We start from the raw sequence: 13,780 nt of genomic DNA, 5'->3' as shown, positions 1-13,780 counted from the left end.
TAAAAGTTGCCGATGGAAATGGTAGTCGTAGACGACCGTGTGAGTGGTTAGTTTGCCGAGTGCTCGACAAATGTTGCGCGATGAGTGGGTGACGTAGCGATGTGGTACTTATCGGTGGCCCGGACGAGTTGGCGGCGGCGGCAACGGAACTGCGCGGCGTCGGCTCGATTGTCAGCACGGTCAATGCGGCTGCCGCGGTTCCGACCACCGCGCTTTGGCCCGCCGCTGCCGATGAGGTCTCGGCCGCCATAGCGGCGCTGTTTTCCAGCCACGCCCAGCAATATCAATCGCTCAGCGTCCAGGTGGCGGCGTATCACGACCAATTCGTTCGAGCCCTCGCCGCCGGTGGTGCGTCTTATTCGCTCGCCGAGGCCGCCAGCGCGTCACCGCTGGAGCAGCTGCTTGACCTGATCAACCTGCCCAGCCAGACGCTGCTCGGCCGCCCGCTGATCGGTGACGGCGCTGACGGCACCGCATCGGCCCCCAACGGAGGTGCCGGGGGATTGCTCTACGGCAACGGGGGCAACGGCTACGACAACAGCGCAAGCGCCGGGGTTGCCGGCGGTGCCGGCGGATCTGCCGGATTGGTCGGTAACGGTGGCATCGGTGGTGCCGGTGGGGCACTCGCGGCGGGAGGCGCAGGCGGGACCGGCGGGCTGCTGTTCGGCAACGGCGGGTCCAGTGGGGCCGGTGGACTGGGTGCAGTGGGCGGCCAGGGGGGTGGCGCAGGGACGCTGTCACTGGTCGGAAGCGGTGGCGACGGTGGGCACGGCGGCGAGGGAACGCCAGGCGGATCCGGCGGCACCGGCGGCGGCGGCAGTGCGGGACTGTTCGGGCGCGGCGGTTTCGGCGGGAGCGGCGGGACGGGCGGCGATGGTGTCGTGGGTAGCCCGGCCGCGCTAGACGGCGGCGCCGGTGGGACCGGGGGATCGGGTGGCTGCGGCGGACTGTTCGCGGTGGGCGGCGATGGCGGCCACGGCGGGATCGGCGGCAACGGAGCTCGTGGCGCCGACGGGGTCGGCGATGGTGAGTCGGGCACCGCGGGCGGCAACGGCGGTGCAGGTGGTGCTGGTGGCGTGGGCGGCACCGGGATCTTGTCGGGTTCTGATGGCGTCGGCGGCGGTGGCGGTAACGGTGGTCGTGGCGGTGATGGTATTCGGGGTGCGGATGGGGTGCTCGACTGTGAGTCGGGTTACTTGGGCGGCAGCGGCGGGGCTGGCGGTGCCGGTGGTCCGGGTGGCGACGGCGGGGACGGCGGTCACGGCGCCTACGGCGACGGCAAAGCTGGTGGCGGCGGCGGGGCCGGTGGTCGCGGGGGCGACGGGGGTGACGGGGACACCGGTGGTGCTGCCGGTAACGGTGGCGACGGGGGCGAGGGCGGGAATGCTGTGGCCAATTCAGGGCGGGGAGGCGGGACCGGTGGAGCCGGCGGTGTCGGTGGGGACGGCGGCAACGGTACAAACGGCGTCGGGGGGGCCGGCGGTCACGGCGGGATGGGCGGCAATGCCGGCAGCAGCGACGCCGCAAATGGTGCAGTCGGGAGCCGCGGCGGTGACGGCGGTGCCGGCGGTAAGGGCGGGCAGGGCACCACCGGTGGCGACGGCGGTAACGGTGGATCCGCCGGCAAAGGCGGGACAGGGGGTGCCGCAGCTCAGACCAACGACGCGGGTGATGGCGGTGACGGCGGCGCCGGAGGCGACGGTGGCATCGGCACGCTCGGGCCCGGCGGTGACGGCGGTGACGGCGGTGCCGGCGGTAATGACGGATCCGGCGGTGACGGCAATACCGAGCCCGTCGGCCACTCGCTCGGCGGCGGCGGTGGCGTCGGCGGCAACGGCGGACAAGGGGGTGCCGGCGGCCAGGGCATCACCGGCGGGGACGACACCGAAAACGCCGAGCCCAGCGCCGGCGGCGCCGGCGGCGAGGGCGGTATGGGCGGCGGCGGTGACGGAGTCGTCGGGACCGGCGGTATGGGCGGCGGCGGTGGTCAAGGCGGCGCAGGTGGCGATGCCATCGACAGCTTCGGCGGCATCGGCGGTAAGGGTGGCGGCGGTGCTGACGGCGGTGGCGGCGGCGCCAGCTCGACCAGCACTGGCGGCGCCCCAGGCGGCGTCGGCGGCGATGGTGACGACGGCGATCCCCCGACCGGCCAGACCGGCGGCGGCGGCGGTACCGGCGGTGGTGGCGGCGCGCCGGGTGTTGTCTGAGCAAGCCGGCGGCTGGGCTGCGGCAGCACCAGGTGGTCAAAGTGGCCGACGGTGGGCATGCCACTGATGGGGTAACTCGGCCGCCAGGTGAAACCGCCGTGACTTTGCCTGGTGAGGCATGAAACAATCGCTGGCCGTGAAGACCTTCGAGGATCTGTTCGCCGAACTCGGTGACCGCGCCCGCACGCGGCCGCCCGGCAGCGCCACGGTGGCGGCGCTGGATGCCGGGGTGCATACCTTGGGTAAGAAGGTTCTGGAGGAAGCCGGCGAAGTCTGGCTGGCCGCCGAGCATGAATCCAACGAGGCGCTGGCCGAGGAGATCAGCCAGTTGCTGTACTGGACCCAGGTGTTGATGATTTCGCGCGGAGTGTCTCTCGACGAGGTGTACCGGAAGCTGTGAGCATGTTGCGGGTGGCGGTTCCCAACAAGGGCGCCCTGAGCGAACCGGCCACGGAGATTCTGGCGGAAGCCGGCTACCGGCGGCGCACCGATCCAAAAGACCTGACGGTCATCGACCCGGCGAATAACGTCGAGTTCTTCTTCCTGCGACCCAAAGACATCGCCATCTACGTCGGCTCGGGACAGCTCGACTTCGGGATCACCGGACGTGATCTGGTCCACGATTCCGATGCGCAGGTGCGCGAGCGCTTGGCGCTGGGATTCGGGTCGTCGAGTTTCCGCTACGCCGGCCCCGCCCAGCGAGATTGGACGATGGCCGATCTCGCTGGCAAGCGGATCGCCACCGCGTATCCGAATCTGGTCAGAAAGGATCTGGCCGCCAAGGGTATTGAAGCAACGGTGATCAGACTCGACGGGGCGGTGGAAATCTCCGTGCAGCTGGGTGTGGCCGATGCCATTGCCGATGTGGTGGGCTCGGGCCGCACCCTGCGGTTGCACAATCTCGTCGCATTCGGTGAGCCGCTGTGTGACTCGGAGGCGGTGCTGATCGAGGGGAACGGCCGCGACGGCGCCGCCCAGGTCGAGGCCCGCGATCAGCTGGTCGCCAGGGTGCAAGGCGTGGTCTTCGGCCAGCAATACCTGATGCTGGACTACGACTGCCCGCGCGCGGTGCTGGACAAGGCCACCTTGATCACCCCTGGCCTGGAGTCGCCGACCATCGCCCCACTCGCCGACCCGGAATGGGTTGCAGTGCGGGCATTGGTGCCGCGCCGCGATGTCAACGGCACCATGGACGAACTTGCCGCCATCGGGGCCAAAGCCATTCTGGCTTCCGATATCAGGTTCTGTCGGTTCTGAGCATGTGCTATGGGGCGTTGCTGTGTTAGCGTCCCGCTAGGGCCGATTGCCCGCTAGTTGCATGGGCATTCCCCTTCACGTCGCCAGGCTGTTCGTCTGTCCCAGGAGGGATCGTTGTGACGCACTTTGTTGTTCTGCTGCTGGCTCTGCTCATCGGCGTTGTCGCTGGCCTGAGGTCGATGACGGCTCCAGCCGTGGTCTCCTGGGCCGCGTTCTTGAGCTGGATCAATCTTCATGGAACATGGGCGTCCTGGGTGGGCAACCTCATCACGGTCGTCATCCTGTCGGTCCTCGCGGTTGGCGAGCTGGTCAACGACAAGCTCCCCAAGACCCCACCGCGCACCGCGCCACCGGTGTTCGCGGTTCGAATCATCTTGGGTGCCTTCGCCGGTGCAGTCATCGGCACGGCGTGGGGTTATCGGTGGGGCGGGCTCGGGGCAGGAATCATCGGCGCCGTCCTGGGCACCCTGGGTGGCTACCAGGCGTGCACCAAGTTGGTGGCCGCGCGCGGCGGCCACGATCTGCCCATCGCACTGCTGGAGGATTCGATCGCTGTCCTGGGTGGTTTTGCCATCGTTGCGACAGTGGCCGCCCTGTGACACAGCATTACGACGCGATAGTCGTCGGTGCAGGCCAGGCCGGCCCGCCATTAGTGGGTCGGCTGACCGCCGCGGGCGAGCGCGTTGCGATCGTGGAGCGCAAGCATGTCGGCGGTACCTGCGTGAACTCCGGGTGTATCCCGACCAAGACGCTGGTCGCCAGTGCGCACGCCGCGCAATTGGCCCGCCGTGGCGCCGAATACGGTGTCGGTACCGGCCCGGCCCCATCAGCGTGGACATGGCCAAAGTCAAGGCACGCAAAGACGGCATCATGCTCGCCGACCGTAAGGGTGTCGAGCATTGGCTGGACGGCATGAACGGCTGCACCGTGTTCCGCGGGCACGCCAGATTCGAGGATCCGCACACCCTGCGGGTCGGTGACGACCTGTTGAGTGCGGACCGGATATTCCTCAACGTCGGTGGCCGCGCGGTGGCTCCGAACATCCCGGGGCTTGCCGACATCGATTTCCTGACCAACGTGTCCATCCTCGAACTCGACACGCTGCCAGAGCATTTGGTCATCGTCGGCGGCAGCTATATCGCGCTGGAGTTCGCCCAGATGTACCGTCGTTTCGGTGCTCCGGTCACCGTCGTCGAGCGGGGACCGAGGCTGGCTTCCCGCGAGGACGAGGACGTCTCGGCCACCATCCGAGAGATCCTGGAGGCCGAAGGCGTCAACGTTGTCGTTGGTGCCGACGACGTGCGAATCACTAAGCGCGACAGTAGCGTTGGCGGCTTCGAGCTGACTCCCTGCGCGGGCGCGGCCCCCATTGCGGGCAGCCATCTATTGCTGGCGGTGGGGCGTCGGCCCAACACCGATGACCTGGGGCTGGAGGCCGCCGGGGTGCAGACCGACGCCCGCGGCTACATCGTGGTGGACGACCAGCTCAAGACCAGCGTCGACCACATCTGGGCGATGGGCGACTGCAACGGCAAGGGCGCCTTCACTCACACGTCGTACAACGATTTCGAGATCGTTGCGGCCAATCTGCTCGATGACGACCCACGCCGGGTCAGCGATCGCATCACCACCTACGCCCTCTACATCGACCCGCCGCTGGGGCGGGCCGGGATGAGTGTTGCTCAGGCCCAGGCGACCGGGCGCAAGCTGCTGGTCGGAAAGCGGCCGATGACCAGGGTCGGTAGGGCCGTGGAAAAGGGTGAGACGCAAGGCTTCATGAAGGTGGTCGTCGACGCGGACACCGACGAGATCCTGGGAGCGACGATCTTTGGCGTGGGCGGTGACGAAGCCATTCACGCGATCCTCGACGTGATGTCGGCCAAAGCGCCCTACACCACGTTGTCACGAACGATGCATATCCACCCCACGGTCAGCGAACTCGTTCCCGCGATGTTGCAGGAGATGGCGCCGCTGGTCTAGCGGCGATCATCAGCGCAGCGGGATGGGGCACAGCGGGTTTCACCCCGGGACATCGACCTCTCCTGGCGCAATCGTTGTTGGCTTTGCCGGTAGGAACGCTGCGGGAAAATACGCCAGCGCCCCCAGGACGGCCGCCACCGCGAACGTCAGCGTGTAGGCATGCGAAAGGTCATGCTGCAACTCGACCAAAAAATCGGGGCCAACCGCTCGCGCCGGTACCGCCGAGGGGGCAATCGGCACGACGTGGCGCTCGGCGTTCTCGCGCAACACCGCCATGTTGTTTGCTGTCGAGATGGTGTGGCTCCGGCAGAACTGGTTGGTCAGGATCATCGACATCAGTGCCGCACCTATCGAGCCGGATATCTGCTGATTGACGCTGATCAGCGCCGATCCGCGGGCGATCTGATGCGGGGCCAGGACTCGCATTACCGACGCGGCGAGCAGCAGTCCGGTGCAGCCCAAGCCCATACCGGCGACGGTCAGGCCGGCCAGCAGCGTGGGCAGATAATCTGCCTCGTTGGCGACTCCGAAGACGAATGTGCCCGTTCCGGTGGCAATCAGAGTGAGTCCGATCAGCACCACCTTGCGTGGACCGCGGCTGTCCATGAAGGCGCCGGTAAGCGGCATGGTCAGCATGGCTCCGAATCCGATAGGGACCATCATCAGCCCGGACCGCATTGGAGTCTGGTGTAGCAGTTGCTGAAAGTAGCTCGGCAGTAACAGGCTGGCATCCGCCGCCCCGGCGACGTACAACAGCAGCGCCAGGTTGGCCAGCCGGACCACTCGGTCGGTAAACAACCGCAGATCGATTAGCGGGTGATCCGTTCGATACCAGGCGTGCAGGGCGAACGCGGTAATCAACACCGCACCGCTGATCGCCGGTACCCACACGCGGTGATCGGTTACCGTGCCCGACCCTGGGATTGCTGATACTCCCAACAAGAGCATCGCGATGCCGGGCAACAGCAGTAGCATGCCGATGAAGTCGAAGCGTTCGGACGGTTTCGGTGGATCCTCCGGGACGAGGATCGCGACAAGGCCGAATGCCAACAGGCCGGCCGGCACGTTGATCAGAAAAATCCATTGCCAGCCGTACGAGTCGATCAGCCAACCACCCAGAATCGGTCCCAACATCGGGGCAGTCAGCATGGGAATGGCCCCTACCGCGAGCAGGCGGCCGAGCCGCCTTGGTCCCGCCTGGTGGGTCACGATGGCAAGGACCAGCGGCCCCAGCACGCCCCCACCGATACCCTGCACCACGCGAAATATGATCAGTAGCCCAATGTTCGGGGCGCTCGCACACAGCATTGAGCCGAGCGTGAACGTCGCAACCGCGCCCATGAACAGCCGTTTGGCGCCCAATCGGTCGGCCGCCCACCCTGTCATTGGCGTAGCGGTGGCCATTCCAAGCATGTAGCCGGCCACAGTCCAGGCGACAGTGGCCTGGGTGGAATGGAATGCCACGGTGAAGGTGCGTTGCGCGACGGTGACGATGCTGATGTCGAGGTTCGCCATGATCGCGGCTATCAGGCACACGCCCGCAATTCGGATGGTCGGCCAGTCGAGCCGGTCGGGATAGTTGTCTTGAGTCGGGCCCAGCTGCGTCGCAGTGGCGCGTGCATCGGCCCCGCAGGGCTCCATCGCGAGACACCTTGTACGGCACGGGTTGCTTTCGCAGCCCCGATCAGTTCGAAAATTGTTATTCATGCTCTGGTGAATTCACTGAGAGTTGTCTTATCCGCGAAAATACTTCTCAAAAGGCAACGATTTCCCACGCCCTGGCTGCATCGGGTTCGCGCGGTTCGCGCGTGAAATCGATGACGATCCGCCAGCCAGTCGACAGTATCAAAACGGCGTCAAAGACGCAGCCTAAATCCGAAGTGGCCCAAGGATCAATTAACCCGGTGATGAATTTCTCGCTGGGGTGACGGGTTCGTTGGAAAGGTAGAAATTCATCCTTTGTTTATTTATTCCTCGAGTGGAGATGCGGGCGAATTTGTCCGATAGTTGGTGATAGATTGTCGGCTTGGTCGACCGGGTTTTTCACGCCACTGTAGGGGCAGGGTCCCTCGGGTCTGGCATCGAGGCCAACACATCGAGAAACTCCGATTCGATGAACTCGCTGCGCTCACCAGGACTCCAGCGGTCGAACACCTCTGGAACCGACGACACAGGCAATACTGAAACGGTAGGCACGGGCAACTCCAGACCAACGACGAACAGTAACCAACTCGATCGTTCTCCAGATAGCCCGTGCCTACACTCCGGCCCCAATAGCGCGGCACCAAAGATCATCAACCCAGCTCACAAGCCTGCTAATCAACAACGCCGGAGCCCTGGGTACCGTACGAACAGCTCCGGTTGGCGCCGGCGGCAAAGGCGGTGGCAGTGATGATGGATACGACAAATCAGGCAAACCCGGCCGAAGCCGACACCCGCGATGAAGTGGTGGTCAAATGTCCGGCCACCGGCGAGATCGTCGGAACCGTCCCAGTCACAACGGTCGATGGCGTTGCGGCGGCGGCGGCACGGCTACGGGCCGCACAACCCGAGTGGCAGCGATTGGGTGTGTCCGGCCGCGCGTGCTGGCTGGGCAGATGGCGCGACTGGATGCTCGACCACCGCGATGATCTGCTGACGCCGCTGCAGCTGGAAACGGGCAAGTCCTGGGGTGACGCGGGTATCGAGATCGCCACCGTGCAGGTCATCAACTACTGGATCGACAACGCCGCAGAGTTTTTGGCCGACCAGCCGGTGCGCCCATACGGCGCAGCCAACGCGGCCAAGAAGCTGACCATTGTCTACGAGCCTTATCCCCTGGTCGGCGTCATCACCCCGTGGAACGGTCCGTTGTCGGTACCGCTGCTCGACGTTCCCGCCGCCCTGTTGGCCGGATGCGCCGTGCTGTCCAAGCCCTCGGAATTCACACCATTGGCCTGGCAGCACGCGGTGGAGGGGTGGAAGCAGATCGGTGCACCGGACGTGCTCGACGTGGTCTTCGGTTTCGGAGAAACCGGTGCGGCCCTCGTCGACGTCGTTGATTACGTGATGTTCACCGGTTCGGTGGGCACCGGGCGCCGGATCGCCGTCGCCGCGGCCGAACGGTTGATCCCGTGCGGGCTGGAACTTGGCGGCAAAGACGCGATGATCGTCTGCGCGGACGCCGACATCGACAGGGCGGTCGACGGCGCGGTTTGGGGCGGATTCGCCTACACCGGCCAAGTCTGCATTTCGGTGGAACGGAGCTATGTCGAGGCCCCGGTATTTGACACGTTCGTGAGCAAATTGGTGGCCAGGACAGCGCAGCTGCGTCAGGGCATGGATGCCGGGCATGACTATTCGTGCGAAATAGGCTCGATGACTACCGCGCAACAACTCGAGATCGTGTCTCGACACGTCGACGACGCGGTCTGCAAGGGCGCGAAGGTTCTCATCGGCGGCAAAACGCGTGATCCCGGCGGGGAAGGGTTGTTCTACGAACCGACGGTGCTGGTCGATGTCGACCATGACATGGACTGCATGCGTGAGGAGACATTCGGCCCGACCTTGCCGGTGATGAAGGTGCGCGACGTTGCGGAGGCGATCGAGAAAGCCAACGATTGCCGATTCGGGTTGTCCGGCAGCGTCTGGACACGCGACAAAGCAAAGGCAATTGACATTGCCCGGCGCCTGAATACCGGCACCGTGAACATCAACAATGTGATCACCGGCATCTTTCAAATTGGGGTTCCGATGGCCGGCTGGAAGGAGTCGGGGTTGGGCACCCGCTCCGGCGGCGCCGAAGGCATCCGCAAGTACTGCCACCCCAAGAGCATCGTCGCTGAGCGGGTCGCGATGAAAAAGGAGTTGCTCTGGTACCCCTATAGCCGCAAGAAGGGCAGCTTCGCGGAGAAGGTGGTCAGAATGCTGTCGGCCAGAGACTGGCGGCGTCGACTAGGTCGGTAGGACGGGGCCGATCCAACCGGTAGCGGTTTTACCGCCACACCTGCCGGATGGCATCGAGCAGCACAGGCGCCAGCTCGGGGCGACACATCACGAAATCGGGCAGGTAGGGGTCCAGCTGGTTGTACCGAAGCGGCGACCCATCCAATCGGGATGCGTGCATGCCGGCGGCCATCACCACGCCGGCCGGCGCCGCCGAGTCCCATTCCCATTGGCCTCCGGCGTGCAGATAGGCATCGGCTTTGCCCTCGATGAGGGCCATCGCCTTGGCACCGGCCGAACCAATGGCGACTGGTTGGATGGCCAGCGTCCGACTGACGTGATAGAGGATTGCCGGCGGACGGGTGGTGCTGACCGCCACCCGAATGACATCCGGCACCCCGACCGGTGCGGCGTCGGCGGTCACCGTGTCGCTGCGGAAAACGATGTTGCCGCGGGCCGGCAGTGACACGACAGCATCGGTGATCTCGGGCCTGCCGTTGGCGCGACGCTGCCACAACGCGACATGAACCGCCCAGTCGTCCCGGCCACGCGTGGAGAACTCGCGGGTGCCGTCCAGCGGATCGATGATCCACACCCGATCAGACTTCAGCCGCACCAGGTCGTCGTGAGCTTCCTCACTGAGCACCGCGTCACCGGGCCGCTCCGCCCGTAGCCGCCGTAGCAGCAGGGAGTTCGCCTGGAAGTCACCGGCGTCACCAAGCGCCCATGGATGGTCGAAACTAACCTCTTCCCGCACGGCCAGCAGCAATTTCCCAGCGTCCACCGCGAGGTCGGCAGCCAGCTCCGCATCGGTCAGGTGGCGCGCGGGCGGGTGGCTCACCGCACAAGTATCGCCGAGTTGGCACGCGCGCTCATGCCGGACCAAACACGTCGCACCCACAACGGCGATCAGGAACGGTCAAACGCGCCGGATCGGACTCGCGACAACCTTCTAGAAGGCCGGCCACGGTATTGGGCGGTGGCGGTCCGGTCCAGGCATCACGGGATTGTCCAGCAACATCTCCGCCCGCCTGCCCAGAGCGACAATCTCGGCATGGGTGATCAAGCCCGCCAGCGTCTCGCCCAGCTTCCCACGCAGATCATCGATGAGCCCGGCAACCTTCTGCAGGGTCTGATCGTCGATCGGCTTGCCCGCCCAGCCCCACAGCACTGTCCGTAGCTTGTCCTGGACATGCATGCTCACGCCGTGGTCGACCCCGTACACCCGGTCGTCGACGCCACAGAGGATGTGCCCGCCTTTGCGGTCGGCATTGTTGATCAGGACGTCGAACACCGCCATCCGCCGCAACCGGACATCGTCGGCGTGCATCAGGATGACCTCGTCGCCGGAGTAGTCGTACGCGCGAAGGACCGGCAGGTAACCCGGTTGCGGCTTGCCGCAGGGAAACAGGTCGACCAGGTCGGGCCCGGGCCGGGGATCGGTGCCTACCGCGTCACCGGGTTGCTGTACCCGCAGCTGCAGCATCCCGGGCCCGGCGGGTCCGTCTCGAATCACGGTGTAGGGCACGATGTTCCAGCCCAACTGGGCCGAAACGTGATATGCGCTGAGTTCGCGGCCGGCCAGGGTGCCATCGGGAAAGTCCCATAGCGGCTGTTCACCCGAAACCGGCTTGTAGACGCAGTGCACGGTGTTGTCGCCGAGGGTGGATTCGCACAGGAAAGTGGCGTTGCTGGCCGAACGAATACGTCCGAGGACCGTCAGCTCGCCGTCCCGCACTACCTCGCGTTCGTCATTCCTCGGGGTCATCGCTGGACCCGAGCAACACGTCGCGCCGATAGCCATTGGTGCGCGCACAAATATGTCCCTCGGGGTCCAGCGGCTCGTCGCAGAGCGGACACGGCGGGCGCCCCGCCGAGATGACCCGGTTGGACCGGGTGGCGAACTGCCGCGCCGACTCCGGCGTCAGGAAGACCCGCACCGCGTCGGGACCCTCGTCGGTGTCATCGAGCACCACCGAAGCGTCGAACTCCGCGTCGGTGACCGCCAACAATTCGACGACCACGGTCTGGGCTTCCGAGTCCCAGCCCAACCCCATGGTCCCGACCCGAAATTCGGCGTCCACCGGCATGATCAGCGGATTTAGATCGTCAACCTCGGCGGGTTCCGGGGGAACCGGTGTGCCGAACCTGCGGTTGACCTCGAGCAACAACGCGCCGATGCGCTCGGCGAGGACCGCGACCTGCTGCTTCTCCAAGATCACCGACACGACTCGTTTGTCGTGCACCGCCTGGATGTAGAACGTGCGATTTCCGGGCTGACCAACAGTCCCGGCCACGAATCGGTCGGGTGTACGGAATACGTGAATTGCGCGGGCCATGGCACCTCCAAAATACCGTGCAGATGGCGTTGTCGTGGGATTCGCAGGGGGTCCGCACCGCTAAACCACAGCGGTGGGGACCGCTCCCCTAGTCGGTCGAGCCGCCGACCACCGCGTCTCCGGACGGCACGCCACCGACTGACTCAGTCTGAACCTTGTCGGGCTCTTCGTCTGGCTTGTCCGGCGCCGCCTTCGGGGGAAGGCCCGCGCGCAGTCCTGCGGACAGCCGCGCACCGGTGTGGTTGACATGCAGCACGAACGGCCGCAGCTGGGTGTAGCGGATCACGCTCGCCGATGCGGGGTCGGCGGTCACTCGCTGGAAGCTATCCAGGTGCATACCGTAGGCATCGGCCACCACCGCTTTGATGACGTCGCCATGGGTACACGCCAGCCAGAGCGCATCGCCCCCATACTTCTCGGCCAGCCGTCGATCGTGTTCGCGAACGGCGGCCACCGCCCGCGCCTGCACCTGCGCCAAACCCTCGCCGCCCGGGAACACCGCGGCACTGGGGTGCGCCTGGACCACTCGCCACAGCGGCTCGTTGACCAGCTCAGCGATCTTGCGGCCGGTCCAGTCCCCGTAGTCCACTTCGGCGAGTCGCTCTTCGACCAGCAGCTCCAGACACAGCGCATCGGCCAGCGGCTCGACGGTGGTGCGGCACCTCAGTAGCGGGGAGGACACCACCGCACGGACCGGCAGATCGCCGATCCGGTCGATCAGCCCCGAGGCCTGCTGGCGCCCTTTGTCGTCAAGGTCGACCCCCTCGGAACGACCGGCCAGAATGCCTGCGGTGTTCGAAGTGGACCGGCCGTGGCGCAACAGGATGACGGTCATGTCGCCGCGACCGTACCGGTAGCCAGCAGAATCAGCACTACCACGCCAACCGCCACCCGGTAGCCGACGAACCAATACATGCTGTGGCGCAGCAGAAACCGCAAGAACCATGACACCGCGGCGAGGCCGACCACAAAAGCGATGAGGGTGGCCACCAATAGCTGCGGACCGGTAGCGCTCATGCCCTCCGTCGCGGGGTGGAAGGCATCGGGCAGGGAGAACAACCCGGACGCGAACACCGCCGGTATGGCGAGCAGGAAGCCGAACCGGGCGGCCAACTCACGGTCTAGCCCTAGAAACAGGCCGGCGCTGATGGTCGAGCCGGACCGAGAAAACCCAGGAACCAGCGCCAGGGTCTGGGCAACCCCGACCACCAGGCCATCGCGCCAGGTGAGCTGTTCGACGTGACGGCTCTGGCGGCCCAGGTATTCGGCAAGCGCGATTACCCCAGAGAACACCACCAGCGCCGTGGCCACCACCCACAGGTTTCGCACGCCCGACCGAATCTCGTCCTTGAACAGCAGCCCCAACACACAGATTGGGATGGTTCCGATGATGACGTACCAGCCAAGGCGATAGTCCGCGTTGCGATGCGACTTAACCACCAGACCGTCGAACCAGGCCCGCAGGATGCGCACGATGTCGCGGGCGAAGTAGACCAGTACGGCGGCTTCGGTGCCCAGCTGGGTGACCGCAGTGAAAGAAGCACCGGCATCGTCGCTGAAGAAAACCCGCGACACCACTGCCAGGTGTCCCGATGAGGAAACCGGCAAGAATTCGGTCAGACCCTGCACGACAGCCAACGAGATGACTTGCCACCAGGACATCGCCGCAACTGCAGACACGACGACGACCGTACCTGGTGCGAGAGCCCGTTATGAGATGTGACTAGTGCGACGCAGGCAGGGCATGCGTGACAGAATCACGCACCGCCGCCGCCAGGCTGCGCTCGTCGGTGAGGTCGATATCGACCAAGCCGCGGACCGACCGTGCGACGACGTCTTCGGCCTGCGGAACCGGCCCGGTCAGACGGGGTCGGTAAATTTCGACAACGAGCGAGCGGTGTTCGATGCGGAAGGAGAAACTGTGGCCATCTCCGACTTGCCCGTACCCACTGGCGAAAATGCCCGTCAACATGTCTTCGATCGCAAACCCTTTGTCTGCGGTATGCCGGTCAGCAGCGACGGTCATGCCCAGACAATACCTCGTCAGAAATACTTTCCGTGGGCAACATGACG

12 protein-coding genes and 2 pseudogenes are annotated in these 13,780 nt (G+C 65.6%); 6 read left to right on the top strand and 8 right to left on the bottom strand.

Annotated elements, in window-relative coordinates:
* The first annotated feature begins 101 nt into the window (after positions 1–101).
* The 5 genes and pseudogenes from MMSP_RS29585 to MMSP_RS14145 all read left to right on the top strand — a co-directional run bounded on the left by MMSP_RS29585 (position 102) and on the right by MMSP_RS14145 (position 5,444).
* Positions 102–2,207: a PE family protein gene (locus MMSP_RS29585; protein WP_020787172.1), complete on the top strand. Its 2,106-nt coding sequence runs from the start codon at positions 102–104 to the stop codon at positions 2,205–2,207.
* Between the two features lie 118 nt (positions 2,208–2,325).
* Entirely contained in the window at positions 2,326–2,607 is a 282-nt protein-coding gene (locus MMSP_RS14160) for a phosphoribosyl-ATP diphosphatase (RefSeq protein ID WP_011740335.1), read from the top strand.
* A 2-nt stretch (positions 2,608–2,609) separates the two neighbouring features.
* The gene (gene hisG / locus MMSP_RS14155) at positions 2,610–3,464 is read left to right on the top strand and encodes an ATP phosphoribosyltransferase (RefSeq protein WP_015356102.1); all 855 of its coding nucleotides are present in this window, start codon (positions 2,610–2,612) and stop codon (positions 3,462–3,464) included.
* Positions 3,465–3,580: 116 nt separating this feature from the next.
* On the top strand, positions 3,581–4,063 hold the full coding sequence (locus MMSP_RS14150) for a glycine zipper 2TM domain-containing protein (protein WP_020787171.1): 483 nt from the start codon (positions 3,581–3,583) through the stop codon (positions 4,061–4,063).
* Positions 4,060–5,444: pseudogene (locus tag MMSP_RS14145) on the top strand (FAD-containing oxidoreductase). Before MMSP_RS14150 ends, MMSP_RS14145 begins: the two are co-directional and overlap by 4 nt.
* Before the next feature lie 39 nt (positions 5,445–5,483).
* Here the strand turns inward: MMSP_RS14145 and MMSP_RS14140 are convergent.
* Complete coding sequence (locus MMSP_RS14140; RefSeq protein WP_020787169.1) at positions 5,484–7,085, bottom strand: DHA2 family efflux MFS transporter permease subunit; 1,602 nt, start codon at positions 7,083–7,085, stop codon at positions 5,484–5,486.
* Between the two features lie 420 nt (positions 7,086–7,505).
* Positions 7,506–7,739: pseudogene (locus MMSP_RS27535) on the bottom strand (hypothetical protein); the annotation flags it as partial.
* 96 nt (positions 7,740–7,835) lie between these two features.
* Between MMSP_RS27535 and MMSP_RS14135 the strand changes: the two are divergent.
* The gene (locus MMSP_RS14135) at positions 7,836–9,389 is read left to right on the top strand and encodes an aldehyde dehydrogenase family protein (RefSeq protein ID WP_232022550.1); all 1,554 of its coding nucleotides are present in this window, start codon (positions 7,836–7,838) and stop codon (positions 9,387–9,389) included.
* 28 nt (positions 9,390–9,417) lie between these two features.
* On the opposite strand, the gene MMSP_RS14130 is transcribed toward MMSP_RS14135, so the two are convergent.
* From MMSP_RS14130 to MMSP_RS14105, 6 genes are all read right to left on the bottom strand, one after another.
* Positions 9,418–10,209 (bottom strand): 3'(2'),5'-bisphosphate nucleotidase CysQ, encoded by a 792-nt coding sequence (locus MMSP_RS14130; RefSeq protein WP_020787167.1) that lies wholly within the window; start codon positions 10,207–10,209, stop codon positions 9,418–9,420.
* A gap of 111 nt (positions 10,210–10,320) precedes the next feature.
* Positions 10,321–11,136, bottom strand: coding sequence for an SCO1664 family protein (locus MMSP_RS14125; RefSeq protein ID WP_015356110.1), 816 nt, complete (start codon positions 11,134–11,136; stop codon positions 10,321–10,323).
* Positions 11,120–11,707, bottom strand: coding sequence for a DUF3090 domain-containing protein (locus MMSP_RS14120; protein WP_020787165.1), 588 nt, complete (start codon positions 11,705–11,707; stop codon positions 11,120–11,122). The genes MMSP_RS14125 and MMSP_RS14120 overlap by 17 nt, the downstream gene beginning before the upstream one ends.
* Positions 11,708–11,795: 88 nt before the next feature.
* Positions 11,796–12,542, bottom strand: a complete 747-nt coding sequence (locus tag MMSP_RS14115; RefSeq protein WP_020787164.1) for a histidine phosphatase family protein — start codon at positions 12,540–12,542, stop codon at positions 11,796–11,798.
* Positions 12,539–13,369: an undecaprenyl-diphosphate phosphatase gene (locus MMSP_RS14110; protein ID WP_036426514.1), complete on the bottom strand. Its 831-nt coding sequence runs from the start codon at positions 13,367–13,369 to the stop codon at positions 12,539–12,541. Before MMSP_RS14110 ends, MMSP_RS14115 begins: the two co-directional genes overlap by 4 nt.
* Before the next feature lie 61 nt (positions 13,370–13,430).
* Positions 13,431–13,733 carry a hypothetical protein gene (locus tag MMSP_RS14105; RefSeq protein WP_015356113.1) on the bottom strand — a complete coding sequence of 101 codons (303 nt, stop codon included), beginning with the start codon at positions 13,731–13,733 and terminating at the stop codon, positions 13,431–13,433.
* Positions 13,734–13,780: the final 47 nt, after the last annotated feature.

Origin of the sequence: Mycobacterium sp. 012931, from assembly GCF_000419295.1 — a bacterium.
Lineage (GTDB): Bacteria > Actinomycetota > Actinomycetes > Mycobacteriales > Mycobacteriaceae > Mycobacterium > Mycobacterium marinum.
This window is presented reverse-complemented; position numbering and strand designations above follow the sequence as displayed.